We start from the raw sequence: 26,410 nt of genomic DNA, 5'->3' as shown, positions 1-26,410 counted from the left end.
TATTTTATCGCTTTCTTGAAGAATGGCAAATATATTTCTGCTTCAAAAGAAGAAAAACCCTTGAAAAAACAAGGATTTTTGACGAATTAGTGAGTTTTTGTCATAGCATGTGCCACCTTGATACATAAATCCATGATCGCCATCTTACCATGTTCCTCAATCAATCTCTTCGCTTCTTCATGATAAATACCTTGCTGAGCCCAAAAAACGGGTGCATCTATCTCTAAAAATTCTTTTGCGAGCTCTGGTAAAAATTCTGAACGTCTAAACACATTCACGATATCAACAGGCTCTGTTAAGTCTTTTAACGAGGCAACCGCTTTCACACCAAGTGCCTCATCAATGGTTGGATTAACTGGAATAATCTCATAACCAGCATCCTGCATCGCTTTTGATACCATATACGACGTTCGGTGCGGCTGATCCGATAAACCAAAAACAGCAATTCGCTTGCTGTTTTTTAAAATACGACCAATTTCTTGTTTGGTAGGCTGATTCATCATGACACTCCTTTTCTTCTATTTTAGCGAAGTTTCTTCCTAAAAACAAAGCTGAAATGATTCACCTGCTATATTTTCAAAAAAAGATCACTATGTTATTCGTTAGATCATGTTAAAATGTAAAGCAAGAGGGAGAATATAAAGGAGATATGCAGATGTTAATTGCTTTGATGTTTATTTTGGCTTATCTTCTCGGCAGTATACCATCCGGTCTGATTGTCGGGAAAGCTGCAAAGGGAATCGATATTCGTGAGCATGGTAGCGGGAACCTTGGGGCAACGAACGCATTTCGTACACTTGGGGTAAAAGCAGGGTCTATCGTCATCACAGCCGATATTTTAAAAGGGACTCTTGCTTCAGCATTACCGTTTTTCATGCAACTGGACGTCCATCCCTTATTAGCAGGAGTAGCTGCTGTCATCGGTCACAGCTTTCCTCTATTTGCAAAGTTTAAAGGGGGAAAAGCAGTCGCTACATCAGGCGGCGTCTTGCTATTTTATGCCCCATTTTTATTTATCACAATGATCGCCGCTTTTTTCTTATTTTTATACATTAGTAAATATGTTTCTTTATCATCAATGTTAACTGGGGTCTATACATTCATATACAGCCTATTCACACAAGACTTGTTCTTGATTATTGTAGTGGCTGTTTTGTCTGGCTTCGTGATCTTTCGGCATATAGCCAACCTCAAACGCATTCTCAACAAAACAGAGCCCAAAATCAAATGGCTTTAGCTGTTTTAAAAAATGAATCTGTGGTATAAGAATAGAAAAGCTGTTTTTTTGCATTCTGCATTTCGAAAAACAGCATGAATTTCAAAAAAGGAGCGATCACTAATGAAATTAACGATAAAAGACGAAGCACTAAATTGGTACAAGGATGAATTAGATTTAGAAAAAGGTGATCAAGTTCGCTTTTTTGTCAGATATGGCGGGTGCAGCAATGTACAAAAAGGCTTTTCTCTTGGCGTCACAAAAGATCAACCAGAAAAAGCTGGCGCGACCGCTGAATTAGAAGGTATTACTTTCTTTGTTGAAGAAAGTGATATGTGGTATTTTGACAACCATGATCTGCATATTGATTATAACGAGTCCGTAAAAGAACCAGAGTTTCATTATGAATAACAAAAAAGATACCTCATCCCTCGGGTATCTTTTTTGTTTTATACGCAGATCAATAGACCAAACTCCTGAATATTTCCTAAGGAGCGTTCCTTTTTCAGTATTCTTTTTTGCACGTCACCAATGAGATCAAAGTGAGGAAATCCTTCGCGAATATGAATCCATTCTTTTTTCAAACCATATGTTTCTCCCCACAAAACTAACACGTTCAAATCTTGACAGGCAGCCTTTGTGACAGTATTGGCATTTGGAAAACGGTCATCTAGCCAATAATGCGTTAAAAAGGCGATTTCACCTTGCTGAACAGCTGATTTCCAGCCGTTCAACTCATGTCTTTTGATACCAAAAGCCATCACTAAACCTGCTTCTTTGACTGTTCGTAAACTTTGTGCCAGTCTGGGAAAGCTTTTCTAAATTGAATTGGTTTAAACGTGTCTTTCTTTACGCATATATGGGAAGTTGTGCCGGTGATCGCTGTTTGACCATCAGGCTTTTGAATTTCATAGCCATACACCGTTTTGACGCCATTATACTCTTCAATCCATGTATGTACTGTCGCTGTTTCGCCATACAATAATGGCTTTTTATATTGAACTTGAAGATCGACTACAGGTGCAAGAACGCCATCCGCTTCAAGCTGTGCATAAGAAAAACCTAATTCTTTCATCAAGGCCGTTCTGCCGACTTCCATCCATATGAGATAATTGGCATGATATACGATGCCCATTTGATCCGTTTCAGCATATCGTACTTCTATTTCTTTTTTTGAAATATACACGTTTCATCGCTCTCCTATCGAAACCTAAAGTCTCTGTCATTTTACCACATTCCAAAAGGTTGTTCTAAAAAGAGCCAATAAAATAAACCAGGAATCCCTGGTTTATTCAGTATACCCGTTCTTTCTTGCCGTTTGTTCATCCTTGATTTCAGAACGCATCGCGTCAATACTCATTTGGCGGTTTTGATTCTTCTGCTGAATCATTTGCTTTTCTTCCTCTGTTGAAAATGCCATGGCCTCTTCAGACTCATCTATACGATCGAGTGTATTCTGAATCATGTCTTGCAGCTTTTCAACATTATCAGAACGATCATCTGGATTGGATTGATAGGACTTGTCGTTCATCATTCTTCCCTCCTACTATTCGCCTTTCGTTTGTATCACATCAGGCTGTTCATTCGTTTTATTATGCATCTTTTTTCCTTTATTCCGCTTGTATGCGACAGATTTTGTCCCTAAATGGTCAGGTGTAAATTGTGCTTGTTTATCATGCTCTCTACCCATCATTCATCCCTCCCTCTTCTATAGGATGAACGAAATAACGCAAATCATAACTGGTTTTTATCGAGCCGTTCTTCCAACTTTTCCTCAAGCTGGTTTAAAAACTCTTCATTGCTTAGTAATTCTTTTTTATTTTCTAAGACGAGCTCTTCAAATGTACGTCTTTTTTTTCTTCTCATTCCGCTCACCTCCATGTCGTTACCATACATTTTAGCCAAAAGATTTAGAAAATAAGCAAAAAAGCTGAACCCTTATAGGTCCAGCTCTTCTTCTATCTCTTTTTTTGTCAGCATTTGATTTTTCACAGACAAGATGCGTCCTTTTTCGTCTAATATGTATGTTGTTGGATATGACAGCACTTGATATCTGGCTTGGATGCCCTTTTCATCTAACAAAACCGGAAAACTTAGTTTCAGCTCATCTTTAAACGATCGTACATGCTCCACACTCTTTTCAGTTGTGGTCAAATTCACCGCAAGAACTTCGACTTGATCATTCTCGCTTCTGATTGCATCTAAATCGGGCATTTCCGTTCTGCACGGTTGACACCATGTTGCCCAAAAATTGACGAGAACTTTTTTCCCGCGATAATCAGATAAGGAGACCGTTTGGCCATCAAGTGTTTCCAATTGAAAATCCGGCGCCTCATCGCCTTTTTCAAGACCAATCGCTGGCTCTTTTGGTTCAAGCAAATTCCATACAAATAAACCAATCAACACAAGTAAAACAGCGCTTGCCATTCCTTTCTTCCACATGATTGATCCTCCACTATTTTAAAAAAGAAGAGAAAGCTTTCAAACGCCTTCTCTTCTTTACTGTATTAGTTGTTTGCCAATTTTTCGCGAAGTACCATTTGAAGGATACCGCCATGGCGATAGTAGTCAATTTCTACTTCACTGTCAAAGCGAACAACTACTTCAAATGTTTTCACATTGCCATTTGCATCAGTGGCTCTCACAGTCACTAGGTCACGCGGACGAACTGTTTCATCCACATCGACTTCAAAAGTTTCTGTTCCTGTTAATCCATATGTTTCGGCACTTTCTCCGTCTTTAAACTGTAAAGGAAGGACGCCCATGAAGACAAGGTTACTTCTATGGATACGCTCAAAGCTTTCAGCAAGAACAAATTTAATGCCAAGAAGGTTTGTTCCTTTTGCAGCCCAGTCACGTGAAGATCCCATACCGTAATCTTTACCTGCTAAGATCGCAAGACCTGTTCCATCTTCTTTATAACGCATACATGCATCATAAATGGATGTCACTTCACCAGTTGGCCAATATGTTGTATATCCGCCTTCTGTTCCTGGTGCGATTTGGTTTTTAATACGGATGTTTGCAAAAGTACCTCTCATCATGACATGGTGGTTACCACGGCGAGATCCATATGAGTTAAAGTCTCTCGGTGATACGCCTCTTTCTTGCAAGTATTTACCTGCAGGTGTGTCTTTCCCAATGGCTCCAGCAGGAGAAATATGGTCAGTCGTGACAGAATCTCCGAACTTCGCTACGACGCGTAAGCCTTTAAGCGGTTCAACTTTACCAGGCTCAACTGATAAGTTTTCAAAGAATGGCGGGTTCGCAATGTATGTTGAATCTTCATCCCATTTATACAATGCATCATCCGTCGTTTTGATTTCATTCCAGCGGTCATTGCTGTCAAAAACAGTTTCATACTCTGAACGGAATAGCTCAGGTGTGACTGTGCTTTTAACGATGCTGTTGATTTCGTCCATTGATGGCCAAATGTCATTGAAATACACGTTATTTCCGTTTTTATCAACACCGATTGGATCTTTAGTTAAGTCAATATCAACTGTACCAGCAAGTGCATACGCCACAACTAATGGTGGGGATGCAAGGTAGTTCCCTTTTACAAGCGGATGAATACGACCTTCAAAGTTACGGTTACCTGATAAGACGGAAGTGATCAGTAGATCATTTTCAGAGACAGCTTCCTCGATTTCTTTTGCAAGCGGTCCAGAGTTTCCAATACATGTTGTACAGCCATATCCAACAATGTTAAATCCAAGGTCTCTTAAGTATGGAAGAAGACCTGAATTCACAAGGTAGCCTGTAACAACCTTTGAACCTGGTGCTAATGATGTTTTCACATAGTTCGGCACCTTCATCCCAAGCTCACTTGCTTTCTTCGCTACAAGACCAGCTCCGATGAGCACGTATGGGTTAGATGTATTCGTACAGCTCGTAATGGCAGCAATGGCAATTGCACCTGTCTTCATCACAGCTTTTTCACCGTTTTGAAGATCAAATTCGATTTGTTTATCAAGCTCTGATTTCTCTAAACCGAATCCTTGGTTCCCTGCTGGGCTTTCAATATGCTGATGGAACGTCTCTTTCATTTTAGAAAGTGGAATCAAATCTTGCGGACGTTTTGGTCCAGACAGGTTTGATTCAATTTGAGAAAGGTCAATTTCTACAACATCAGTAAAAATTGGGTCTTCCATATCCGGCGTATAGAACAATCCGTTTGCACGAGAATATGCTTCAACAACATTAATTTGCTCTTCATCACGGCCTGTTAGGCGAAGGTAAGCAAGTGCTTCTTCATCTACAGGGAAGAAACCACATGTTGCACCATATTCCGGAGCCATATTTGCAATTGTTGCTCTGTCTGCTAATGGCAGCTGTGCAACACCTGGTCCGAAGAACTCAACGAATTTGTTTACTACACCTTTTTCACGTAGTACTTGTGTGACTTTTAATGCAAGGTCAGTGGCAGTTGTTCCGTTTGGAAGCTCACCTACTAACTTTGCACCAATGACTTCAGGGACTGGGAAGTAAGAAGGCTGACCAAGCATACCCGCTTCCGCTTCAATCCCACCAACGCCCCAACCAAGAACGCCGATTCCGTTAATCATCGTCGTATGCGAGTCAGTACCAACAAGCGTATCTGGATAAGTGATCAGCTCGCCATCTTCTTCAATCGCATGAACAACACTTGCAAGGTACTCTAAGTTCACTTGGTGAACAATCCCTGTTGCAGGTGGAACAGCTTGATAATTATTAAACGCTTTCTTTGCCCAGCTTAAGAAGTTGTAACGCTCTGCATTACGCTCAAATTCTAAATCCATGTTAATGTTTAATGCATCTTCCGTTCCAGCTTTGTCTACTTGAACAGAGTGATCAATGACAAGGTCAACTGGAATCTCAGGGTTAATTTTATCTGGGTCTCCGCCAACATCAGCCATTGCTTTTCTTAAAGAAGCAAGGTCAACGACGGCTGGTACACCGGTGAAATCTTGTAAAATAACACGAGATGGTTTAAATGGAACATCAATCTCTTTGACCTCGGCAGTTCCCCATTTTGCCAAGTTTTCAACATGTTCCTTTTTGATCACTTTACCGTCTACTTGACGAAGGACTGATTCTAACAAGACCTTAATGGAATAAGGCAATTTAGATACATTGCCAACACCTTGTTTTTCAAGTGCTTCTAGCGAATAATAGTGATATGTTTTCCCGTTTGTCGAAAACGTTTTTCTAGATTGAAAAGCGTCTTGTTTAGCGACTTGCTGTTGTTTCGACATGTCCAAAATCCCCCTTTTGATGATCAAGATCAATTTCAACTCTCAGAAAAATCGTCGTATTCACCACAATTTTCTCACAATTTCATCTTAAAACAATTTCATACATAAGTAAATAACAATGCTTTTATTAAATTCAATAAGTTTACCTTATCACTAGGAAATGTTTACTCTTCATAAATCAATTGGCTCACGCTCATACTAAAGCTGAGGTGATAAGACATGACAAAACGAAAAGCAAATCATATCATTGACGGAATGAACGCAGCCAAAAGCCAAGGAAAAGGTGCTGGCTATATTGAAAACGATCAACTCGTGTTAACAGAAGAACAAAGACAAAACAATAAAAAGCGCAAAAAGAATCAATAATATCAGAAAGGAGACAAGACCATGACAAATAAAAATACAGGGAAAGACATTCGTCAAAACTCACCAAAGGAACATCAAAGCGGACAGCCTGAACCACTATCAGGTAGTAAAAAAGTGAAAAATCGCAACCATACAAGACAAAAACATAATTCCCATCACGATATGTAACTCATCCTCTCTCATCCCGTTACCTGGCGGGATGTTTTAGGTTAATCACACATTTCACTTCTGAACATATCATTTATTATGAGATATGATGGAGGAGTGTTTATGGAGAATGAAAAGCAAGTGAGTTCTTCTGATTTTCTTGAAATAGATGATTGGCTTCATGTATTAATGGATGATCCTTTTGCTTGGTATGATGAACAGCTCCCAATTGATCTTTATGAAACAAGCCTTGACTATATCATTGAGCTGGATACAACCCACCTACCCATATCTGACTTCAAACTAACCTTCGCTGGTTATGAACTTGTTCTATCTTATGTATTAAAGCAAACAAATCATGAGGAACAGCCGATCGAAAAAAGCGTGATGCTTCCTTTCTACTTGAATGACAAAGAAATTGTGACAGAGTATGAAAACCAAATCATATCCATCCATATTAAAAAAAGTGCCCATCGTCAAGATGCAGCATTTACGTTTCAAATGCCATACTTCAAACATTGAGAGCCCACCTAAGAAAGGTGGGCTCTCTTCCGTTCGTTTTAAGTCAAATCCATCCACGCGCCACCACCATGGCCAAATAGTAGAGTCGCTATATGATAACGTATTCGTTTTCTACTAATTGGTTTGGGTGTTTCTCGTAAAAGGGCGCTACCAGTGCCGAGAGTATTCATAGTGAGGCGCTTTATACATTTTTGTTATTTTCTTCTATCATGTATTCATGTAAAATAAAATAGACATAAGGGGTATAAGGGGTGAGAACATGTTAAGCGGCTGGTTTTTGTGGTTTATTTTATTTTGGGGTACGGTCATGATCGGTTTATTAGCAATCGGTGGCTTTTTTATGTTTCGCAAATTTTTAAAACGATTGCCTAAGGAAGACGGTAGATCAGAGCTAGATTGGCAAAATGAATATATACAAAAAAGCCTTCACTTGTGGCGGGAGGAAGACAAACAACTTTTAAATGAACTTGTATTGCCTGTTCCAGAGCTTTTTAGAGATGTGGCGAAAGAAAAGATTGCCGGTAAGATTGGCGAATTGGCCTTAAAGGAACAAGCTGCTAGCATCAATTTAGACCTAATCATTCGAGGCTACATGATCGCTACGCCAAAACGAGACCATAAGTTTTTACTCAAACGTCTACAAGAAAAGAACATCGATCACAAGCCATATGAATCTTTATTAAAATAACCTCCTTTTGTTGAAAAGGAGGTTTAATTCATTTGCACCTGCTGTGGATCTAATTGTTTCGATAGTTTTCTAAAGGATAAGTACATCGCAACACGCCACGGCACGATCATTCCGAAAGCAAGTATCCAGAACATCCCGCTTAATGCGCCATAATCAATAGAAGAGCTTAGGACGGTCTTCATGGCAATACGTAGAATCAGAAGTCCTATCAGAATGAAAACAAAAGCTTTTGAACGCTTTAAATAAATATCTTTTCCTCTAATCTCAAATTTGGATGTTTTAATTAAAAAGATAGAAAAAAACATCCCTACTGTAATCGCTTCAAGAAATTCGGCTCCAGTGACTTGAAACATCGGAACAAAAAACATCAATGCACCAGTGCTCATGAAAATAGGCGGTAAAATAATCTTTTTAGCGGTTGCAGGTTTTTCAGATGATTTAATTCGGATAAACATGACAGCTACGGCCATACAAACCGCAATTATCGATGAGATGATGACCATCATAACAAATCATTCCTTTATGCTTTAAGCTCAGCTAATTATAATATACTCCAATATACGAAAAAAAACCATGTATAGCGACTGTGTAGAAAACGATTTCAAAAACCTGTAAATCCACCAAACAAAGACGAGAACAGAATAATAATCCACGTCAGAAGATCAAAGAACAGTAAAACCCCTATGACAATCATAATAATTCCGCCAATTCTCATGATCAATTGCTGGCGTTTTCTAATCCAAGTGAGCTTCGTAATAAAAAACGAAAGAACAAAAAACGGGATAGCAAACCCCAGTACATACGCCAGCATATAGGTCACAGCAGACTCTGGATGGTTACTGGCAAGTGTGATGACAGCTGATAAAATGGGGCCCGTACAAGGCGTCCACCCCGCCGCAAAACCCATTCCGATAAGAATCGAGCCGAAAAAACCAGCTGGGCGATTTTTGAATTGCATTCTTTTTTCTCCCATGAGAAAAGAAGGCTGGAACACACCTAGAATCATAAAACCAAAGAAAATAATGAGAATGGCGCCAATTTGACGGATCGCTTGATGATATTCATTAAAAAAAGATCCAACAAGCGAGGTGCCAAAGCCAATCGCAATAAAAATAATGGAGAATCCGATTAAAAAGAATAGTGTATGTAGCAAACTCCTCTTTCTTAGCATCACCTTCTCTGAATTCACTTCATCTATACTCACACCCGTGATATAAGATAAAAAGGCTGGATAGAGCGGCAAACAACACGGTGAAATAAACGAGAGAAAACCTGCACCGAATGCTAAAAAATAATTCAGCTCTGTCAAAAAGAACACCCCCTTCTTACAATATACAATAAGAGATGACAAAATCATTTCATTTTTTTAACATCCTCTTAATAAAGATGGTCTAATCTCTTAAAACCTTATATAATTTAATTTGACATCGAGACATTTAATCCTTTAAATTTGAAAATAAACCTTAAAATGGATATAATAGAACCGATTCTTTTTATCAAGATTTGCATGAAAGGAACATGACTTTGGTAAAAACATCATTATTGACTCAGATTGAAGAAAAAAGAGAAGAGCTGATGAAAGTTGTCTTGCATAATGGGATGACATCCACAGTGACGATAGAACATAGCCAGCAGCTAGATCATCTCCTCTTACAATATCAACGACACTTACATTCCAACTCAGCCAACTAATCATATCTATTGACATACACACCGTGCCGCTAAATGTCAGAACAGTTGATATGTATTGAAGATAAACGATGCAAAAGCCCCTCTTAACGGAGGGGTTTTTGTTGTACGACTTTGTTCATCGTCACGCCATATAAAAAACCACCTTCCCTGCTCGTTTATGCAAGTACAGTGGTTTTAAGCGTTTGATGAAGGTGACTTTAATAAATTCTAGACATCGCTTGTCCATCCTTTATTACCATGTTCCATCTATGATCATAATATCTGACGTATTATTTCGCTTGGTTGTTCATGGCTTTCATCATTTGATTGATTTTCTTTTGGGACGGTTTCATGCCCATTTGCATCATCATCATTCGAAGCATTTGTTCATTAATTGGTGGATTCTTTTTCAAATAGCTCATCATATACTTACGAGCAATAAAGAATCCGAGTGCAACTCCTGCAAGCAATGCAACAACGCCTACAAGGATGCCAACCCATAAATCCATAATTCTTCCTCCTTCATGTTGTATCGTATAAAGTGTACTAAACAAAAGGTGATTATACAACATTTCACGTTCATTTTTATTTTTTTAAACAAAATTCCTTACTTTGACAGGATTGAGCCACCCATGCTTTTTCGATCCAAAGTCCATGGCTAGGAAGCAAGGACTAATTTTTCTCAGTACTTCAAAAAACACCGTTTCCGCCTCATAGCTGCCTGTAGCGGACATTTGAATATAACGATCTTTGATGATAAATGCCGCAGTCCCTTTTCCGCCTGGTAAAGAGGCACTATAAATGGACCCAATCTGCGTATAGTGAATATTTGTTAAATGACTCATTAATCGTTGATGCATATGAAAAGCAGGGATTCGTTTCGTTACATAATCCACTTGCTTCACAAGCATCACCAACTCATCGTCACTTCGGTTCGTCCAGTGTAACGACTCAAACAAATGAAACAAAATAGACTCTCTACCAAAATAATGATTGGCAAATTCATCCTCAATCCAATAAATATAATAATGGCGTTCCATGTCAATCCCTTCCTTTCACATTTCGTCAATCTCATTTAATGCTTGTATTATACAAAAATGTGAAAGAAAGAATTGTCTATATATGAAGCGAGAAGGAACTAGTTTTGTCAAAAAAACAAGAAAAAAGAAAAATGTTTGCAGAGCTGATGAACATGCTCTGCAAACATCCTGCATGAAAGCGAGTCGATTTATTTATTCAGCTTTGCTTTCACACGGCTTACGATATTGCTAACAGTAAATCCGTATTTCTCCATGATGGTTTCACCTGGTGCTGAAGCACCAAATTTATCAATCGCAATCACATCACCGTCAAGCCCAGTGTAACGCTCCCAGCCTAATGAAGCACCCATTTCAATGGCAATACGTGCTCTCACTGATTGCGGAAGAACTGACTCTTTATACTCGTCGGATTGTTGATTAAAGCGATCCCATGCTGGAAGACTCACAACAGAGACGCGGATGCCTTCTTTTTCAAGGGCCTTTTGAGCTTCAATTGCTAAACCGACTTCAGATCCTGAAGCAAGTAGAAGCGCTTCTGGCTGTGCATCTGCTGCTTCAACTACTACGTATCCACCCTTTTCTACACCCTCGTATGCTTTTTCAGGTGCTTGGTCAATCGTCGGAAGGTTTTGACGCGTTAAAACTAGCGCTGTTGGTTTATCCGTAGAAGAAACAGCGAGTTTCCATGCTGCAGCTGTTTCGTTTCCATCTGCAGGACGAATCACAGAAAGATTTGGCATCGCACGTAATGAAGCAAGCTGTTCAACTGGCTCATGCGTTGGGCCATCTTCTCCAACTGCAATACTATCGTGAGTAAAGACATACGTTACTGGAAGCCCCATTAATGCAGCAAGTCGAATCGCTGGTCTTAAGTAATCGGAGAAAACAAAGAATGTTCCACCAAATACACGTAGACCACCGTGGAGTGCCATACCGTTTAAAGCCGCACCCATCGCAAATTCTCTGACACCGAACCAGATATTCTTGCCAGCGTAATTGTCTTTTCCAAAGTCTTCTGTATGTTGAATCGTTGTTTTATTTGATCCCGCAAGGTCAGCAGATCCTCCAATAAAGAAAGGTACTTGCTTTGCAATGCCGTTCAATACTTCCCCAGAAGAAGCACGTGAAGCGAGACTTGAACCCGATTCATAAACCGGAATGTCTTGATCCCAATTTTCAGGTAGCTTTCCTTCAATCGCAAGCTTTAATTGGGCTGCGAGTTCAGGGTATTCTTTTTCATATGCTTCAAACAACTCATTCCACGCTGCTTCTTTCTTCGCTCCAGCGTCTTTTACAACTGTTTGGAAATGTTCATAAACTTCAGAAGGAACGTGGAAATCTTGTTCAAACGTCCAAGAATATGCTTCCTTCGTCAACTTGGTTTCCTCACTGCCAAGTGGTGCACCATGCACACCAGATGTGCCAGCACGGTTTGGAGAACCGAATCCGATTGTTGTCTTTACTTCAATCAATGTCGGTTTGTCTGTGCTTTGTTTGGCTTTTTCAATAGCAGCTGTTAGTTCTTCAATGTTGTTTCCGTCTTTCACATAAAGGACTTCCCAATTCATTGCTTCGAAACGATTTTTTACGTTTTCAGAGAATGAACGATCTAAATCGCCATCTAAAGAAATGTCGTTTGAATCGTAAAGAACAATTAATCGACCTAAGCCTAAATGACCAGCAAGTGAAGCAGCTTCAGAGGAAATCCCCTCCATTAAGTCACCGTCTCCACAAATACTGTATGTATAGTGGTCCACAACATTAAATTTGTCTTTGTTATATGTTTCAGCTAGGTGTCTTTCTGCAAGTGCCATTCCAACAGCCATCGCAATTCCTTGTCCTAAAGGACCTGTTGTCGCATCGACACCTTCTGTGTGTCCATATTCAGGATGTCCAGGTGTTTTACTTCCCCATTGGCGGAATTCTTTTAAATCTTCGATGCTAAGGTTGTATCCGCTTAAATGAAGCATGCTATATAAAAGCATAGAACCATGTCCCGCTGATAATACAAAACGGTCTCTGTTAAACCAATTTGGGTTTTGCGGACTTACGTTTAAGTGATTCGTCCATAATGCATAAGCCATAGGAGCTGCACCCATCGGCATTCCAGGGTGACCCGAATTTGCTTTTTCAATTGCGTCTATGGATAGCGTACGTATTGTTGCAATAGATTTCAGTTCAATCGTTTCCATATAAATCCCCTTCCGTAACTTGTGTACAACATTATCATAAATCTACTGTCCTTTTTTCACAACTATTTCACGCTGAAAAAGAAGTAAATTATCACATTTAGTTTCTCAATTGATGAAAAACTTATACAAAAATGAAAAAGATGAGAATATTTCTCCCATCTTTTCAATAATAAAGAAATGATCTTCTTAATGAAGATTTTGATCTCTTTCTTTTTTTAACTTTTCTGGTGTGACGTCATTTCCTTCTGGATCGACGATTTTAACAGTTTTTAGTGTATTTTTCATAGAAGAACGAAAAGCTTTTAAGTATTCTTCTCTTAATTGCTTTTGCTCCGTTTTTTCAGCGTCCGATAAACCGATCTCTTTCGATTTTTTTGAAAGCTCATTGATCCTTGCAAGCTGTTCTTTAGAAATCATGACAAACTCCTTTAAAACTTTTTCTCTACATACTACTAAATATCTTTTACATTTACAACAATTCAAACTTTACGTAAGATTCTTTTCGTATTCCTGATACCTTCTATGTACGGTTGCTTTCGAAATATCAAAACCGAGCGCTTGAAGCGTCACAGCAATTTCAGCAAAGGTCATGTTGTTTTTTCTTAATCGAACAATCTCGGAAATCGGCACCTCAATACGCTCACGTCCAGGTGCTTGCTCCTTATGTTTTAAGTTGCGTTCAGGCTGGTAGCCGCGCTCAATTGCTCTTTTCATGCCGCGTTTTATTTTTAAATTATGGATTTTCCGTTGGTATTCCTCTACGATCCCTACGATCTCAATGACCATTTCATCTGCTTCTGAAAGCTCTAGCTCTCCTCTATGAAATACACTATACACTTTGACTTTTTCTTTAAATAGACAATGAAGGAGTGCGATTTTTGCTTGTCCTCTACCGAGTCGTGTCTCATCTTGAATTAATACTGCATCAATTGACTCTTCCTTTAATGTCGCAAGCATTTCAAAAACACCATCACGATCTAGATCGTATCCACTTGCTTTTTCTTTAATCACTTTAACGACGTTCATCTTGTGAGAACTAGCTAAAGCTAATAGCTCTTCTTCTTGTCTTTTTAACGAGGTTTCCTGTTCTTCTTTTACAGTACTGACTCTCGCATAAATCATTGCATTCATGTCATCAATCGACCTTTCTACTGGACTGTTGCGAGTTCATATACGACTGGATGCTCTTTTTTGACAGGTATGACAAGGATATCTCCTGGCTGAATGTCCGTTGAGACTAGATCATTTTGTTTGGTCACCCAATCAATAAATGAATTCTTATCGATTGATTTGCTGTCGTTTACTTGATCAGCTATGCCCCAAAGTGTATCACCTGATTGAACCTCTATTTTAACATATTGATTTGTATCATTATGGCTTGTGACGGCAATAAGTGAGAGAAATACGCCAACGATGAATGTGAATAGTCCAATAAATATGATAGATTCTTTTAACGTCATAATGTCATCTCCCTTAATAGAATGTGTGTTCGTTTCGAATTTATTATAAATACGAACAAACGTTTCTGTCAAATGGTTTTTTCGAACCTATGTTTGTACTACGAGGAAAAACATGCTATAATTTCTTTAAAATTGACGTTTTGAGGTGCAAAAGATGACGAAGCTATCAAAAAGACAACTCGATATCCTAAAATTCATCAAAGACGAAGTAAAAAGCAAGGGCTATCCCCCTTCCGTTCGTGAAATTGGTGAAGCGGTCGGTCTAGCATCTAGCTCAACGGTTCATGGACATTTAGCTAGACTAGAAACAAAAGGCTTAATTAGAAGAGATCCGACAAAACCTAGAGCAATTGAAGTACTAGATGAAGAGGAATTGAATATTCCAAAGAGTCCTGTGATGAATGTTCCAGTCATCGGAAAAGTCACAGCGGGTTTACCTATTACCGCTGTCGAAAATGTAGAAGAGTACTTCCCTCTTCCTGAAACATATGCAACGCCAGATGAACAGATCTTTATGCTTGAAATTATGGGAGAAAGTATGATTGATGCAGGCATATTGGACAAGGACTATGTCATTGTCCGTCAGCAAAGCACCGCCAACAATGGGGATATCGTAGTAGCCATGACAGAGGAAGATGAAGCGACAGTCAAACGCTTTTATAAGGAAGATACGCACTTTAGATTACAGCCAGAAAACCCATCAATGGAACCGATTATTTTACAGAATGTGAGTATACTAGGTAAAGTGATTGGTGTATTTAGAAATATTCATTAAAAAACCGGACTTCATCTTTCTTGGATGAAGTCCGGTTTTTTTTAAGAACAAGAATATGCTAGAATCCTTGAGCTCGGGAAGGAACCAAATGTAAAGTTTGGCCATATAAAGCCCGTTGTACGTCCAAAAGGCTGTGAAGATAGTACAAACATTAATAATACTTGACCGTTTCTTAGGAATACGATGGTCCAACGTCTATTACAACCCGCAGCAAATTGAACCGTTTGCTGCCCGCCGATACTTTGTTGTGAAATGAGGCTCTGCATACTTTGTGGCTGAGAAACCGCTTGCTGATACTGTGAAAGAATTTGCGGTGAGGGAGCTGGTGGAGCCGACTGTCCGCCAATCCCTTGCCCTGAACCAACTCCTCCAATTGGAAACATAGGAAATCCTCCTACTGGAGGTACTGGTAACGTTCGCCACCCAAATACGTGCCCGTCATATGGGTATCCATTCCACACATCTTCATATGATTGATACATACTTAAACACCACTTTCTTAGACTTTCATCACGACATTATATGTGCCGGACGTAAAAGAGTGTTGGGACTTAAACGAGAAATATGTTAAAAAGAGGTTTTATTCCCATTTAGAACGGTTAAATGATGAATAAGACGAAAATTTTAAAAAATGGGAACTTTTTATGCCGCTCAAACGTTATATAGATATCAGCAAACGAAACAAAAAACATTTACATTTAATACTTGTAATCTAACTGTAATTATTGTAACATTTGTAATATAAGAAGTTTTCATTTCGAAAAGGGGGCATTCGCCTTGAAAAAATTATTTGTTTTATTCACTGCAATCATGCTAATCATCTCATTACAAACAACGACACTGGCCGCTTCCAAGAAACATAACAACTTGACGAATAAAGAAGCGTTACATATTGCTCTAGATGCAAGAGAACATTTTTGGAGTGCTATGTCAGGCTACAAAGTCAATGAACATACTGATTACAAATTAAAATCATTTACTTACAAAGACATGACTTACAACTACCTTGCTAAAACATTTGATACGAAGAAAAAGCTAAATCACTATTTATCAGAAGTTTTCACAAAAGATGCGATTACTTTTGGGTTAAAAGACTATCAGTTCATTGTCCATAAAGGTAAAATGGCGGTTCCAATCGGCGACGGCGACAACATGCTGAACTGGAACAAAGCAACACCGAAACTCGTTTCTAAGAAAAGTGATCTTCGCACATATGAGTTTACAGTACCAACCCTCGACGGACGTAAAGTAAAACGTACCGTCACCTATAAAAAAGAGCAAAATGAATGGAAAGTAACCCAATTCGATGCTGTCATCTAAATAAAAAACAGGCCGTTTCTTACAGGCCTGTTTTTTTATTTAGATGACAAATCAGCGATTCGATCAAGTGAATGTGCAAGCGATGATGCCGTACGGAGTTCATTCAATGGAAGCCCTAATTGAACGGCTGTTTGGGCAATTTCTGGTCGAATCCCTGAAATGATCGTCTCCACGCCAATCAAACGAAGGGATGTCATCAGATGAAAAATTTCTTGTGCAACCATCGTATCAATCATCACAACTCCTGACAGATCAAGGCACAAATGCTGTACACCTTTTTGCGAGCATTCCTGTAACGTATTTTCAAGAATGAATTTCGCCCTCGCTGTGTCAATATCCCCTACTAATGGCAGTAAAGCAATATGTTTTTTTAAGACAATGACAGGAGAACTTAGTTCATAAATCAAATCCCTCTGTGCCATTAATTTTTCGGTGGTATTTTTCACATATTGCTGAATAAACACATGAATAGAGATATTAAATGCCTCCGCAATTAAATCATACCAATAAAAAATCCGATCAATGTCAATATTTCCTTGACGCTGTTTGATAAATTCTTTTACATAATGCAGGACGATCTTTTGATTGGACATATATTCCCTGACGACATAGTCTAGTGGTGTATTTAAATGCTTCGGATCACTCGCTAAATCTTCAGACCACTTCTTAAACTCAGTATGTAAATACGTCTTTTCTTCAATTAACGCACGGATAAAATGCTGATAGTAATCTTGATTTTGCCGTTTCAGCTCTGCAATGATACCGGAATCTGTTGATCGATAAATCGATTCAGGGTCATCATCCTCAATTGACTCATACCATCTTTCAGTCAATCCCGCCGCATGTTGCATGAAAAAATCGTATAATTCACGGTTTTGCTCCATAAACAGATGTCCCTTCAAATTTCTTCTAGTCAGTCACGACATATTGATTGTACCATCCAATGTTTTGTTTCTGCCAGCTCGAATACGCTGTCATTCTCAATAAAAAAGACCCTTCAAGGGCCCTATGATACACACCTTTATTTGACGATGAATAAGATTCTCTGTCCATCAGCATAAGGATTTATTTGGTGTCCTACCCATGAACCAGCACCTCTATTATCTGAAGGACTGACATATTTGACACTTGCCCCCTTCCCTCCTTCAAGACACACTGCCATCGGCCATTCATCTCGGTCAAATCCAGGTTTCGTCGGAATGCCTTTCAATGATTCTTGTCTTCGGCTATCTGCTCCATTCCTGTCAATGGTACACACATCTGAATGCCCTTTACGAATCGCTTCTTGAATATGTCCACCTGTTTCAGGATAACGATCCTTCGGAAATTGAATGACATGATCATACCGATCAGCACCTGTTGCCCTCTGCTCCTCACCAAAACCGACTAAAATAAAGCCCAACCATAACACAAAGCATAGAATCGCAGCAGAAAACCAGCTTTTTCTTATCAAGAACATGAAACCTCCCCATACAACTTCATGACAACATTGACCTAAAGAAAATCAGTCATTTTTAATGTATGAGTGAACTTCAAAAACATGTGAACAGATCAGGCAGCATGGAGGCGAATGTGACAGATTAATAGATGATCACGCATGCTAAAAATAAAAAAGCTTGTCCCCATCAATGGAAACAAGCTTTTTAGTCTATTATTATTGTGCTTTCGCATAGTTGATAAATTCAACAAAGGCAGCAGTGGCTTTTGGTCCACCGTTGATCGTACCATTTGAGTACCCTGCATTATGGACACCAACAATTTGTTGATTTTGATCTAGCATGGCAGATCCAGAATTGCCACCGAATGTGTCAATTGAATAGTATGCTAGATTCGCATCTTCTCTCGTCACAGGACCTGACATCTCCCACTGTGATACTTTGCCAGTTGATCGCATCTTATCACCTGGATAGCCAGAAATTCTAATAGTCGTTCCTGCAATGTTCGTCACCTGACGGATGGAACGGTAACCAACTGTATTTCCGATATTGGTATTGGTTTTAATCACTGCAAAATCGTATTGACTAGCGCCAGTATTAATATATCCACTTGGCACATAGAAATCGGTCATATTCGCTGAACCGTTGACGGCCGTTCCATCATTCATCCCTGGATAGACAGAACCCTTTGCACTATAACTTCTCGTGGATGTATTGTACACACAATGTCCATTTGTCAAAATTTTGTTTGGGGCAATCAATGTTCCTGTGCAGCTAGATCCTCCAAACGTAATATAGGCAATCGAATTGTAGGGTGCTACTCTTGTATTCGCTACTTTTGTTCGGCCATCTTCTCCAATGACAACTTTTGTTTGAAAGTCTTTTAGATATTTAGACAGTGGTTTTACTTTTTCGCCAACAGTGGAAGAGAGGTCATCAACTCTGTTGAAGGATGATGGGGCTTTGATATCTTTGTGGAATTCACTAGAAGGGATTACTTTTCCGTCAGAAGTCACCATGTCATAATCAGACGTTAGCACTGAATCAGATGTTGCATGGGCAAAACTAGGCACACTTAAAGCACCAAAAACGAGTAACGAAGGGATTAATTTTTTCACACTTTTCATCATATTCCTCCTTAATGTCCTATATTAAAAATCATACGATTGTTTCATATTAGAGTAAATGAGAGAATATTCTTATTTTTTACAAAATTTACATTTATAAAATAGGTGTTTTGAATCTTTCATTCTCTTCATCATTCTATCTCTTTCCAATTTAAACAAAAAAACCGCCTTTTGGGCGGTTTTCTGGCTAGCTCAACTCCATACATCTTTTACATACCTATTTTCATTCGTAAGTGATGTGAGCCAATGTTCAGCTTCTTCTTTTGTACACTGTTTGATCTTTTGATACATCTCCAATAACGTAAGTTCTACATTTGGCGCCATGGCTTTTCCATCTCCGCAAATATACAGATATGCACCTTGATCAAGTAATGCGATCAGCATCGCTCCATCTTTTTTCAGCAAGTCTTGAACATATACTTTTTCCCCGTTATAGCGAGAGTATGCCGTGTGAGTGATGACAACACCTTGATTCTCTGCTTGCTGCATTTCATCAACATAAAGATGATCTTCTTTCGGGTGGCGACAACCAAAATAAAGATGTGCTTCCCCTAGTTGTTTTCCTTCACTTTGCCATTTTTCTCTCGCTTGAATAAACCCTCTAAAAGGTGCAATACCTGTTCCAGGACCGATCATAATCATCGGTATTTCTGATGTAGGGGGCAATTCAAATCCTGTTTGTGAGGCATGTAAGAAGCAAGCCACTTCTTCCCCTTCTTCAACGTCGCATAAATAAGTTGATGCGACGCCAGCATACTCCCCTAGACCACTCCAAGCTTCGCCTTTCACAACGGCTACTGTAATACTAACTCGTTGTTCGTCTACCTTCGGAGAGCTGGAAATAGAATAATAACGCGGCTTCAACCCTGCTAATAACGATAAAAAGTGCACAAATGGTAGCTCACATGCTTCATATTGTTCTAGTAAATCGAGCATCGTGACACGTTTCTTTAATATCGCTTCTTGATAAGATTCTCCAGCCATCTGTTCAAGCTCGATGCGATGAGGTGGACAAACCGTATATTTGGCGAGCTCTCTTAGCTGCGTACGTGTCGCAGGTTCTTGAAGTTCAACATGCGATGCCAGCAAGTCTTTGATTTGAATCGGCTGTCCTAACGGCAAGTGACTGACCTGTTTTTCAGACGACAGCTTAATGTATTTTTCAGGATCTAATTTAAATCGTTTGGTCACCCTCTGCACGAGAGCTTCACGGTTTTTCGGTAGGATACCGATGTGTTCTCCTTCTTTGTATTGTTTTCCTTGCGGTAATTTCAATTCGATATGCCTTGTTTGCCGCGGACTATTTTCGGTTTGTAACTCTCGATTTTTCAATACAACGGCTGAAAAGGCACCATATGCTTTTGCAACCGGACGTTCGACTAATTCATTCGTATAATCAAACATTAAGCTTGGTGTTTCCTGATTTTTCTCTTGGTAAGTCAAATCAAATTCTTTTGCAAGTACTTGAAATATAGATTGTTGAAATGTTTCTTTCTCCTCATCCATATCACCGCTAGCATCACCTTCGCCTAATGTTGCCACACGTTTTGCTCCCTTTTTCTCCAGTAATTCATCAATGAGTCGAGGAATGCGCTGGTACGTGCTTGCCCAATTTCGATCACCACATCCAAAAACAGCAAATTTCACGTTTGATAAATCCTGCGCTTTATCTTGTGTCAGCCATTCCACGAATTGTGTTGCATGGTCAGGCGGATGCCCGTTATATGATGCCGTCACAATCAGAACAGCTCCATCCTCTGGTAATTTGCCTGCATACTCATCCAGTGGGGCAATGGTCACATCAAAGCCTTTCGCTTTCCCAACGTCTCCAAATTCATTGGCGATTTGCTGTGCTGTTCCTAGATTCGATCCATATAAGACCAGTAGAGGTGTTCCATGACTAGCTACTTTTGATTGTGCAGAAGTGTCACTTTTTTTCTTTTCCTCTTTTGGAGGCAACATAAAAAACTGTTGTTTTCGTGGTCTTACTTTGATTTTAAAGTCGTTCGGTTTAATCGTGAGAGACTCTTTTAAATCGAGCTCATATGATGTATGGTCAATCAACTCAAGATGATGCAGTACCATCGCCAGTACCATCGTCGCTTCATGAAGGGCGAATTGCATACCGATACATGCACGCTGTCCATTTCCAAATGGTTTATAAGCATGCTGTGGAATTTTTTCTGGATGCATAAAACGCTCTGGTTTAAACTCATTCGCATCATGGCCCCAAACTGATGGATCTCGGTGCAATTTAGGAAGTAGCACGCCGACGCTTTGATTTTTTTCAATTGGATATGCCCCTCCGATGACCGTGTCCTCTTTCGCATAGAGCATAAAAGCCGGAGCAGTCGGCCAAAGGCGGAGGGCTTCATTTAAAACCATGCGTGTGTACTTTAGCTTTTGTACTTGTTTGAACGTTGGCATTCCACCTTGAAGCACCTCATCCGCTTCTTGAACCGCCTTTTTTAATTTGTCCGGATTCTTCAGTAAGAAATAAATCGCAAATGAGAGTAAACCACTTGTCGTTTCATGACCTGCTATTAAGAAGGTAATGATCTGATAACGGATATTTTCATCCGACAACCTCTCTCCTGTTTCAGGATCCGTTGCATGCAGCATCAGAGACAGCAAATCGTCTCCTTTCACGTTTTGTTGCTTACGCTCCTTAATAATGTCATCCACTAGATCCTTCATAAAATCGACATTTTGCACAAATTCTTTTTTTCTTTTGATCATGAGTTTATCAGCAATCGGTAATCGGCTGGATTGATCCATCGCTTCGTTTAACCCATTTAACATACTTTCAATAAATGGATGCTGATTTTCTTTATAAAAACTGTTAAAACGATAATCAAAACCACACAGTCCGATGGTATCCAGCGTGAGTTTTGTCATATCTTCAGCTACTTCAATCTCCTCATCATGGCCCGTTCTTTGCCATTTTTGAACAAGTTGTGTGGCAATATCCAGCATCATATGATGATACCCTTTCATTGCTTGCTGACTAAAGGCTGGCATTAAAATGTGGTGTGCCTTTTTCCAGTTCGGTTCATCTGTCCAGCTAGTAAATAATCCATCCCCTGCAAAGGCTCTTACTTTCTCAAGACTAATGCCAACATATTTATCAAACCGGCTTTCATCACACACTTCACTTACAAGTTCATGACTTGAGACAAAAATGGTTGTTTGCCCTGTAAATTCAAATTGAAAGATCGGCCCTAATTCATCTGCCAAACGCCAAAAGGTTTGGGAAAGCTCTCCCTTTTTTAATAGTGGGATATTTTTTAAAGGGCCATATGTTTTTGGTTTTGGAATGATTGATGCTTGTTTCATGTGCCTACTCCCCTTTTATGATGATGCAACGCTAATCGCGCGCCATAAACATTGTTCAATTTCTTCTAAAAATTCGATGGTTGGCTCCTTTTCCTCAGCAAGTATTTGTTTATGTAGCTGCACAAAGGCGCCAAATACAATAGATAAGATGGTTCTTCCTGAAAGATTCGGATGGATGCCATCTTTTCGACCTTCCTCAAAGATGAGAAACAATTCATCTAACAGCTGCTGCATCTTTTCTTTACTTGTCTCATCTAAATAATGGGACCGCTTATCAATTTCTAAAAAGTATAAACCGCTTGGATTTTCCTTTGTAAACAATACCAAGCAATAAAATACATGCTTGAAGTATTCCCTCATACTTGCTTTCGGATCTGGGCTGTTCGTGTTCATTTTTTCGATAAATGCAGAGAGACTTCGCTGATATAAAATATTAACGAGTGCTTCCTTGCTATCAAAATATCGATAAATGGTTCCCGCTCCGACGTTTGCTCTTTTTGAAATCATCGGCATTGTGGTGCCATCAAATCCTCGTTCAATAAACAACTCAAGGGAAGCCTTCATGATCTGTTCTTGTTTATCAGCCGGGACGGTCATTTTTTTATCCTCTCCTTTTTAGGAATGAACGTTCATTCCGCATAGAATATATTATATTTGTATTTTAATTTCTTCCATTTATACTTAAACACACTTATTTGGTGACGTCACTACATTTTCTGAAAATAATAATAATTGAGAAATGATACCTAGTAACCGCTACATCCAAAGGACTTAAAAAATTTGGAAGTTTTGTGACATACGGGTGACTTGGCACTATCTATTCATTCTTGATCTATCGGAGAATGAATGTGATCGTCGTATGTATCAATATATAAACTGCCGTTACTTGCACGAACAGCATACATCACCTCTTCTAACGTAAGTTGCCTTTTTTGGAGTTCTTCATGAACCCACTGTTCGCTCAATTGATTCTCTTCTATGTTTTTCAAAATGAGTTTCCCATCCATAATGACTTCAATTGGCATATAATGATCTGCATTCATCCATAAGTTAAGGTCTTTTCTTGTCACGTTTTCAAATGATGGATACTTTTTCAAGGACATATGTCCATCTGTTTCAATCATCGCAAATTCAACCTCACGAATATCAAACACATCTTTTTCTCTGAGTTGTTGGTTTAAATAATCCAGCGTATATCTCATCCCTTTCATATTTTCTTCAAGAATTTTGCCGTTTTGTATGAGGAGCGTCGGTTTTCCAGCCATCAATCCTCTGATTTTTCGACTTCTTAATGCCAACATCGCAATGACATAAATAATAAATACAAGCGTCACAAAAGAAATCGTTGTATGATGAAATGGCAATGCCGTATTAAATGCAAGGTTCGCCGCAATTGAGCCTAAGCTGATAGCGGCTATAAAATCAAATAGATTCATTTGGGCAATGGTCTGCTTTCCGAGCAGGCGTGCACCACCAAATAATATAGAAAAAGCAAACGTTGTCCGAAGTATCACTTCCACATGATCAGGCATTTGATTCCCACCTTTCAATGACATCAAAGAGAGCCTTTTCTTTAGAAAAGACTCTCTTTAGACTATGCATTTATTTCATCATTATTCAAATGGGCGACTTCCTGTTGCATAAATTGTGATCGCAATTCAATAATGGAACTGTTTCTCACATTCTCTGTGTTTTGTTCTAGAAGCCATGTGTAAAATCTAGCTTGCTCCGCTGTTTGCAAAGCCTGCATATATTTTTGCGTCGGGCGTTTCTGAGCCACACGCTGTTTAATGGAGCGCATCTGCTTCCAGAATTGATAATAAGGGAGTTTTAATTTTGTCATAAATCCTTGGTGATCCTCTATCACATAGCCCTCTTCTTTGATCGAATGATCTTGCGATACCTCTTGATACCATTTATAGAAAGACGTCCAATCGTGAAAAACAGCCACTTCCTGTTTGCAACATATTCCGAGTTCTGTACTCAATCTCTTCACCTCTGCAAATGGCGATTTTTCATAGGTCATTTGACGTTTTACAATATCTAATAAGATCAGTTGATCTTGATCATATGAGATAATGTGCGGATCTTTATGTGGCAAAATTACTTCAAACACAAGAGATACTTGATTGTCACGCACGTACGATTTGATATAGTCAGCCTGCACCTCGTCAAACGTTTCATAAAAGAGATCTTCTACCCAAGAGGCATGCTGATTTTGTTTGACATGTGACGTATACGATTTGGATGTAAACACCAATTCGTCTTCCATTTCGTTGTAGCCAACAGTTCCTAAATATCCATTTGCTTTATCATATACGGTGACAGGGAATTGTAGATGATTCACCAAATGCTGCATTCTAGTTTCAGGCCGCTCATCAATATTAAAAAATTTATTGTAGCTTCTAGATACAATTTGCTTAGAGATCATATTGACAAACAAACCTCTTGCTTTCACATTTACATCATCCCATCGTCTCTCGCTAAATGCTTTCTTAGTAAAGTTAAAAGACGAGATATGATGTGGTAGCTTTAATTCTTGTACATATTCATGTTGGTCTAAGTGGTCTAAAAAGTCATCTAGCGTAATGTCTGGGTGAACAGCAGCCGTTCGTGTTTTCTCAGAGGCTTTATAGACAGAATTATCAATTTCATGCGTCTTAATTCCGTCAGCTGTGATGTTCAACACCCGTAGCTGTCCACCAAATTCAACCTGACCTTCCAGATTATACGATCTTTCTGCTGCTTTTATAGGCAATCTGTATAAGTTACGATGTCCGTGTATTTGAATGATGTCCATTCCAGAAGTATTTTGTACAAATAAATGATCAATGTCATCTGAGTATTCACCTACTCCGTGAACGAGCTGCTGAGTCGAGACATGCAGAAGTTCCATTGGCAAATGAGAAAGCCCACCGTGGGTCACAAGATATGTCTGCCCATGGTACGTAAAATAGGCCAACTGATGAAACGTTCTGACAAATTTCCTTAATTCTTTTAAATCAATGCCAGCTGCTTCAATTTCTGGTGCAGTATGACGATTAAACATATTGCTTCTTACTTTTTCACCATGTGCAAATCGATATAAATGCTGATCATGATTGCCTTCAATCACGATGACATTCCGGCATTCTCTATGTGCAAGCATCCATTCTAAGACTTCCTTGTTTTCTATTCCTCTATCAAGCAAATCGCCTGCAAAAATATAAAGTTCGTTTTCTTTAATATCTCCTTGCAAATACGTGCGAAGGGCTGTATAACAACCGTGAATATCTCCGAACACATGAACAGCCTCATATTGATCAAAAGACCTAGGTTGATAGGTCATCACATCCGAATATTCCTCTGGCTGTAAGACGGTTACCCATGACGGAACTTTTTCTGTTTTTAACCGTTCATTCATTTGATACAAAACAGACTCGCGCACAACTTTATGCGGCTCTCGTGAGCGATTTTGCAACAGAGCTGTTTCAAGTGGCACTTGTGTGAAATCGACAACATACACCCTGTAACGATATGAAGTCGCCAACGACTTATATTGTGAAATCGATTTACTCGTAATATGTGTCGCATCAATGACAGTAAAGTCTCCACGTTCCATTCGGGCTGTGAGTAAATCAAATAATAAAGACCAGACTTTATGGTCGTGTTTGCTTGTAATCTCTGGTTTCCCATTGACTGATAACTGTGGTGGCTGAGTCAACAGACGGATCTGATCAGCTGATAATGTATATGGTTCTAAGCCTTGCTCTTTGATCCACGTTGATTTACCTACGCCCGGGAGACCTCGTAATAGGACTAATGTTCTCATATTGGTTCTCCTTTAATGAGTGATATTTTACCTATTATAGATAAATAATGGATAAATCTCAATCTT

General features: G+C 39.2%; 33 protein-coding genes. 9 read left to right on the top strand and 24 right to left on the bottom strand.

Annotated features, from left to right (window positions below):
- Positions 1-86 precede the first annotated feature (86 nt).
- Positions 87-500 (bottom strand): CoA-binding protein, encoded by a 414-nt coding sequence (locus tag AB1K80_RS05350; RefSeq protein ID WP_412855588.1) that lies wholly within the window; start codon positions 498-500, stop codon positions 87-89.
- Between the two features lie 155 nt (positions 501-655).
- Between AB1K80_RS05350 and plsY the strand changes: the two genes are divergently transcribed.
- Positions 656-1,237 (top strand): glycerol-3-phosphate 1-O-acyltransferase PlsY, encoded by a 582-nt coding sequence (gene plsY / locus AB1K80_RS05345; RefSeq protein ID WP_412855587.1) that lies wholly within the window; start codon positions 656-658, stop codon positions 1,235-1,237.
- A 102-nt stretch (positions 1,238-1,339) separates the two neighbouring features.
- Positions 1,340-1,627, top strand: coding sequence for a HesB/YadR/YfhF family protein (locus tag AB1K80_RS05340; protein WP_412855586.1), 288 nt, complete (start codon positions 1,340-1,342; stop codon positions 1,625-1,627).
- A 38-nt stretch (positions 1,628-1,665) separates the two neighbouring features.
- On the opposite strand, the gene AB1K80_RS05335 is transcribed toward AB1K80_RS05340, so the two are convergent.
- The 7 genes from AB1K80_RS05335 to acnA all read right to left on the bottom strand — a co-directional run bounded on the left by AB1K80_RS05335 (position 1,666) and on the right by acnA (position 6,453).
- Entirely contained in the window at positions 1,666-1,977 is a 312-nt protein-coding gene (locus tag AB1K80_RS05335; RefSeq protein ID WP_412855585.1) for a hypothetical protein, read from the bottom strand.
- Positions 1,978-1,979: 2 nt separating this feature from the next.
- The gene (locus tag AB1K80_RS05330; RefSeq protein ID WP_412855584.1) at positions 1,980-2,402 is read right to left on the bottom strand and encodes an acyl-CoA thioesterase; all 423 of its coding nucleotides are present in this window, start codon (positions 2,400-2,402) and stop codon (positions 1,980-1,982) included.
- A 102-nt stretch (positions 2,403-2,504) separates the two neighbouring features.
- Positions 2,505-2,747, bottom strand: a complete 243-nt coding sequence (gene tlp / locus AB1K80_RS05325) for a small acid-soluble spore protein Tlp (RefSeq protein ID WP_412855583.1) — start codon at positions 2,745-2,747, stop codon at positions 2,505-2,507.
- Between the two features lie 15 nt (positions 2,748-2,762).
- Positions 2,763-2,906 carry an acid-soluble spore protein N gene (locus AB1K80_RS05320; protein WP_412855582.1) on the bottom strand — a complete coding sequence of 48 codons (144 nt, stop codon included), beginning with the start codon at positions 2,904-2,906 and terminating at the stop codon, positions 2,763-2,765.
- 44 nt (positions 2,907-2,950) lie between these two features.
- Positions 2,951-3,082, bottom strand: coding sequence for an FbpB family small basic protein (locus tag AB1K80_RS05315; protein WP_412855581.1), 132 nt, complete (start codon positions 3,080-3,082; stop codon positions 2,951-2,953).
- Positions 3,083-3,154: 72 nt separating this feature from the next.
- A complete protein-coding gene (locus tag AB1K80_RS05310; RefSeq protein ID WP_412855580.1) occupies positions 3,155-3,658 on the bottom strand; it encodes a TlpA family protein disulfide reductase in 504 nt (167 codons plus the stop codon).
- Between the two features lie 65 nt (positions 3,659-3,723).
- Positions 3,724-6,453: an aconitate hydratase AcnA gene (gene acnA, locus AB1K80_RS05305; protein WP_412855579.1), complete on the bottom strand. Its 2,730-nt coding sequence runs from the start codon at positions 6,451-6,453 to the stop codon at positions 3,724-3,726.
- Positions 6,454-6,672: 219 nt separating this feature from the next.
- On the opposite strand from acnA, the gene sspO reads away from it, so the two are divergent.
- The 4 genes from sspO to AB1K80_RS05285 all read left to right on the top strand — a co-directional run bounded on the left by sspO (position 6,673) and on the right by AB1K80_RS05285 (position 8,176).
- A complete protein-coding gene (gene sspO / locus AB1K80_RS05300; RefSeq protein ID WP_412855578.1) occupies positions 6,673-6,819 on the top strand; it encodes a small acid-soluble spore protein O in 147 nt (48 codons plus the stop codon).
- 21 nt (positions 6,820-6,840) lie between these two features.
- Positions 6,841-6,987 (top strand): small acid-soluble spore protein P, encoded by a 147-nt coding sequence (locus tag AB1K80_RS05295; protein ID WP_012010105.1) that lies wholly within the window; start codon positions 6,841-6,843, stop codon positions 6,985-6,987.
- A gap of 102 nt (positions 6,988-7,089) precedes the next feature.
- Positions 7,090-7,488, top strand: coding sequence for an Hsp20/alpha crystallin family protein (locus tag AB1K80_RS05290; RefSeq protein WP_412855577.1), 399 nt, complete (start codon positions 7,090-7,092; stop codon positions 7,486-7,488).
- A gap of 259 nt (positions 7,489-7,747) precedes the next feature.
- The gene (locus tag AB1K80_RS05285) at positions 7,748-8,176 is read left to right on the top strand and encodes a DUF2621 domain-containing protein (protein WP_412855576.1); all 429 of its coding nucleotides are present in this window, start codon (positions 7,748-7,750) and stop codon (positions 8,174-8,176) included.
- A gap of 23 nt (positions 8,177-8,199) precedes the next feature.
- On the opposite strand, the gene AB1K80_RS05280 is transcribed toward AB1K80_RS05285, so the two are convergent.
- Together AB1K80_RS05280 and AB1K80_RS05275 are read right to left on the bottom strand one after the other, a co-directional pair.
- The gene (locus AB1K80_RS05280) at positions 8,200-8,682 is read right to left on the bottom strand and encodes a CcdC family protein (protein WP_412855575.1); all 483 of its coding nucleotides are present in this window, start codon (positions 8,680-8,682) and stop codon (positions 8,200-8,202) included.
- A gap of 95 nt (positions 8,683-8,777) precedes the next feature.
- Positions 8,778-9,485, bottom strand: a complete 708-nt coding sequence (locus AB1K80_RS05275; RefSeq protein WP_412855574.1) for a cytochrome c biogenesis CcdA family protein — start codon at positions 9,483-9,485, stop codon at positions 8,778-8,780.
- Between the two features lie 209 nt (positions 9,486-9,694).
- Between AB1K80_RS05275 and AB1K80_RS05270 the strand changes: the two genes are divergently transcribed.
- On the top strand, positions 9,695-9,868 hold the full coding sequence (locus tag AB1K80_RS05270) for an aspartyl-phosphate phosphatase Spo0E family protein (RefSeq protein ID WP_369810454.1): 174 nt from the start codon (positions 9,695-9,697) through the stop codon (positions 9,866-9,868).
- 269 nt (positions 9,869-10,137) lie between these two features.
- On the opposite strand, the gene AB1K80_RS05265 is transcribed toward AB1K80_RS05270, so the two are convergent.
- From AB1K80_RS05265 to yneA, 6 genes are all read right to left on the bottom strand, one after another.
- The gene (locus tag AB1K80_RS05265) at positions 10,138-10,356 is read right to left on the bottom strand and encodes a YneF family protein (protein WP_412855573.1); all 219 of its coding nucleotides are present in this window, start codon (positions 10,354-10,356) and stop codon (positions 10,138-10,140) included.
- 84 nt (positions 10,357-10,440) lie between these two features.
- Positions 10,441-10,887, bottom strand: coding sequence for a sporulation inhibitor of replication protein SirA (gene sirA / locus AB1K80_RS05260; protein WP_412855572.1), 447 nt, complete (start codon positions 10,885-10,887; stop codon positions 10,441-10,443).
- Between the two features lie 188 nt (positions 10,888-11,075).
- Positions 11,076-13,079 (bottom strand): transketolase, encoded by a 2,004-nt coding sequence (gene tkt / locus AB1K80_RS05255; RefSeq protein ID WP_412855571.1) that lies wholly within the window; start codon positions 13,077-13,079, stop codon positions 11,076-11,078.
- A 186-nt stretch (positions 13,080-13,265) separates the two neighbouring features.
- Positions 13,266-13,496, bottom strand: coding sequence for a DUF896 domain-containing protein (locus AB1K80_RS05250; RefSeq protein WP_412855570.1), 231 nt, complete (start codon positions 13,494-13,496; stop codon positions 13,266-13,268).
- A 69-nt stretch (positions 13,497-13,565) separates the two neighbouring features.
- Positions 13,566-14,210, bottom strand: a complete 645-nt coding sequence (locus AB1K80_RS05245; RefSeq protein WP_412855569.1) for a recombinase family protein — start codon at positions 14,208-14,210, stop codon at positions 13,566-13,568.
- Between the two features lie 17 nt (positions 14,211-14,227).
- On the bottom strand, positions 14,228-14,539 hold the full coding sequence (gene yneA / locus AB1K80_RS05240) for a cell division suppressor protein YneA (RefSeq protein ID WP_412855568.1): 312 nt from the start codon (positions 14,537-14,539) through the stop codon (positions 14,228-14,230).
- A 154-nt stretch (positions 14,540-14,693) separates the two neighbouring features.
- On the opposite strand from yneA, the gene lexA reads away from it, so the two are divergent.
- Complete coding sequence (lexA, locus tag AB1K80_RS05235) at positions 14,694-15,314, top strand: transcriptional repressor LexA (protein WP_412855567.1); 621 nt, start codon at positions 14,694-14,696, stop codon at positions 15,312-15,314.
- Positions 15,315-15,355: 41 nt separating this feature from the next.
- Here the strand turns inward: lexA and AB1K80_RS05230 are convergent, their stop codons facing one another.
- Positions 15,356-15,796 carry a hypothetical protein gene (locus AB1K80_RS05230; RefSeq protein WP_412855566.1) on the bottom strand — a complete coding sequence of 147 codons (441 nt, stop codon included), beginning with the start codon at positions 15,794-15,796 and terminating at the stop codon, positions 15,356-15,358.
- Positions 15,797-16,091: 295 nt separating this feature from the next.
- On the opposite strand from AB1K80_RS05230, the gene AB1K80_RS05225 reads away from it, so the two are divergent.
- The gene (locus tag AB1K80_RS05225) at positions 16,092-16,634 is read left to right on the top strand and encodes an IseA DL-endopeptidase inhibitor family protein (protein ID WP_412855565.1); all 543 of its coding nucleotides are present in this window, start codon (positions 16,092-16,094) and stop codon (positions 16,632-16,634) included.
- Positions 16,635-16,669: 35 nt separating this feature from the next.
- On the opposite strand, the gene AB1K80_RS05220 is transcribed toward AB1K80_RS05225, so the two are convergent.
- The 7 genes from AB1K80_RS05220 to AB1K80_RS05190 all read right to left on the bottom strand — a co-directional run bounded on the left by AB1K80_RS05220 (position 16,670) and on the right by AB1K80_RS05190 (position 26,344).
- Positions 16,670-17,518, bottom strand: a complete 849-nt coding sequence (locus AB1K80_RS05220; RefSeq protein WP_412855564.1) for an STAS domain-containing protein — start codon at positions 17,516-17,518, stop codon at positions 16,670-16,672.
- A gap of 137 nt (positions 17,519-17,655) precedes the next feature.
- Positions 17,656-18,093: a sporulation protein gene (locus AB1K80_RS05215; RefSeq protein WP_412855563.1), complete on the bottom strand. Its 438-nt coding sequence runs from the start codon at positions 18,091-18,093 to the stop codon at positions 17,656-17,658.
- A 195-nt stretch (positions 18,094-18,288) separates the two neighbouring features.
- Positions 18,289-19,197, bottom strand: coding sequence for a trypsin-like serine peptidase (locus tag AB1K80_RS05210; protein WP_412855562.1), 909 nt, complete (start codon positions 19,195-19,197; stop codon positions 18,289-18,291).
- Between the two features lie 192 nt (positions 19,198-19,389).
- Positions 19,390-22,533, bottom strand: a complete 3,144-nt coding sequence (locus tag AB1K80_RS05205) for a bifunctional cytochrome P450/NADPH--P450 reductase (RefSeq protein WP_412855561.1) — start codon at positions 22,531-22,533, stop codon at positions 19,390-19,392.
- A 15-nt stretch (positions 22,534-22,548) separates the two neighbouring features.
- Positions 22,549-23,130 carry a TetR/AcrR family transcriptional regulator gene (locus AB1K80_RS05200; RefSeq protein ID WP_412855560.1) on the bottom strand — a complete coding sequence of 194 codons (582 nt, stop codon included), beginning with the start codon at positions 23,128-23,130 and terminating at the stop codon, positions 22,549-22,551.
- Positions 23,131-23,354: 224 nt separating this feature from the next.
- Complete coding sequence (locus AB1K80_RS05195) at positions 23,355-24,065, bottom strand: DUF421 domain-containing protein (protein ID WP_412855559.1); 711 nt, start codon at positions 24,063-24,065, stop codon at positions 23,355-23,357.
- 62 nt (positions 24,066-24,127) lie between these two features.
- Positions 24,128-26,344: an RNA ligase gene (locus tag AB1K80_RS05190; RefSeq protein WP_412855558.1), complete on the bottom strand. Its 2,217-nt coding sequence runs from the start codon at positions 26,342-26,344 to the stop codon at positions 24,128-24,130.
- Positions 26,345-26,410: the final 66 nt, after the last annotated feature.

The organism is Bacillus sp. 179-C3.3 HS (assembly GCF_047229225.1).
Taxonomy (GTDB): domain Bacteria; phylum Bacillota; class Bacilli; order Bacillales; family Bacillaceae; genus Bacillus.
The sequence above is the reverse complement of the archived record's forward strand: the minus strand, read 5'-3'. Positions and strand labels throughout refer to the sequence as shown.